1 protein-coding gene is annotated in these 2,119 nt (G+C 63.3%); it reads right to left on the bottom strand.

Annotated features, from left to right (window positions below):
• The coding region (locus tag GGG17_RS07395; RefSeq protein WP_154593105.1) for an FRG domain-containing protein at window positions 1–986 on the bottom strand (986 nt) is incomplete at its 3' end.
• Between the last annotated feature and the right edge of the window lie 1,133 nt (window positions 987–2,119).

The raw sequence follows: 2,119 nt of genomic DNA, 5'->3' as shown, positions 1-2,119 counted from the left end.
GAGACCGTAGGCCCGTGCCGGGGGGCCCACTGCGGCAGGCGGACAGCCTGCTGACGCACGGCATCGGCCAGGCCGGCGGGGTCGGGCAGCAGCGCCCGGTAGGTCTTGTCGTACTGGTCCAGGACCACCTCGCAGACCTCGCGGACGAGCGCTCGGGGGATGACCACGGCGGCGAACGGGATGTGCACTGGCTCGCTCGGTGGCTCGTGCTCCAGCAGCGCCCTCAAACTCGGTCCGTTTGACGACGCCTCGACCTGGTCGTAGGTAACGGCGCGCAGGCCGGGGATCGGGCTCTCGCGGCGCTCATCGTCCGCGGCCCCCTCCGGTGCCTGCGAGGCGGGCTGTCCGATGAGGAACCGCCCGGACTGGGCGAGCATCCGCGCGTCAGGAAACGCGGGCCGGACCAGGACCGGACGCGAGGCACCAGCGCTCAGCGCCTGGTTCAGGGACCATGCCAACCCATCGTCGAGCTCGCTAACGGTCCCTTCCGGGACGGTCATGGTGAGCTCTTCCTCTCCTGCTGTGGCGAACGCGAACAGGGCGGCGTCCTCGCTGTCATCTTCGCCCCTCGACGGTGGGAAGGCGCAGGCGAACCACAGCGCAGTCACCGGGTCGGTGGTCACATCCAAGAGGCGGGTCGGGACGCCGTGGTGCTGCAGGGTGGCCAGGACCTGAAGGTCGGTGTGGAAGGCGCCGTTGTTGGCTCCGATGCCCCAGTCCCTGGCCAGCGTGATCAAGGAGCGCTCAGCCTGTCGCAGCAGGTCGGGCCCGCGTTCGTGGCGTGCCGCCGCGTAGTAATCCGGATAGTCGCGGATGGCGCGCTGCAGGGACGACTCGATCGGCCAGGACGCGCACCGCACCCCACGCCAGACGATCCGTTCGCCCAGAACGCGGGTCAGTGTCAGCCGAGAGACGAGGCGCATGAGCTCGTCGACCGAGCTGATGCGCAGCCCCCAGCCCGAGCTCTCCCAGTCGATCGTGGTCATGCGACCCAGTGTGCCCTGCGAGACGCCAGGCAGTCGTTATGACACGGGATTCCGTGCATTATCCCGGGCAATAGGACTGCACGACTGGACCGGAGCGGCCAGGGTAGCGGCTGCTCTGATTGCCGACTTGGACGCTGTGCGTCAGCTCTCGAACACAGTCCACACTAGCCATTTCTCCAGCCCGCCCCGGGCGCATCCGCCCGGCCGTACGGGCAACCTTTCGATAGCCCGATACATATCGGAGACCTATTCCAGAAAAACCGACAGTCGCGAGGCGGTGAGATCGATTTCGGAGGCCTCTAAGAGAACCGTGAAGGAGAGACTATCTGCGTTTTCTCTTGTCAATAAGGCGGCGAAGAAGCGTAGATTATGCCCGTAGGAAAGACACTCTATGGACAACTTATGAACTTTCGCGCCGATCCACACAAGCTTGATTCGTGTGGGGCCGTCTACTCCACGTGGAGAAGTGAGTATGATCTCAAAGGACTCACCATCGTATAGGACGGCGTCCGTGGCGTAGTCGTTCTTTAAGTCAAGAGGGATGGGATGGAAAGGCACCTCGATCTCATCGTAGTTGAGTCTCCAAGCGCCCAGGTTACCGGGACTCGCCGACGTAATCATTAGCTACCTCCGGTAGTGTAAATGGATTCGGACGCGTGCCAGGTCAAACCAGCCCATGGGAGTGGTGGGTGAGCGGAAGTTCGGCTGACCCTTCCCGTTGAATCGAATATGATATTTGTGGGGAGTATGAATATACCTCTGGGTCGACTTCTCGAAGTGTGCGTCGCCCGCCACGTCGTAATGGTATTGACGCGCGCGGCGCTTAATGGAAACCCGATTCTTTCCTCCGTTTAGGGCCTTCAATCGTCTTCCGTATCGTACTTTGCTCGCCGCATTGGCTGCGCGGGCGAGTCGATAGGCCTTGGCGCCTATTCTCAACGCGCGTACGAACACTCCGCCTGGGATGAAAGTTAGAGCCGCTTCTCTCGCGATCGCGCCTCGGTCTCGGTAGGCGGCACCCACGACACCCTTGCCGTTCTTGCGGGTGTCGTACAGGTCGAAGTTGCCGCCGTAACTGGAGCCGCCTCCGCCTCCTCCACCGTACCCGCCTACCTCTTGCCGGCGCCCGTCGA

The sequence above is a fragment of the Arsenicicoccus cauae genome (genome assembly GCF_009707125.1).
GTDB lineage: Bacteria > Actinomycetota > Actinomycetes > Actinomycetales > Dermatophilaceae > Arsenicicoccus > Arsenicicoccus cauae.
The sequence above is the reverse complement of the archived record's forward strand: the minus strand, read 5'-3'. Positions and strand labels throughout refer to the sequence as shown.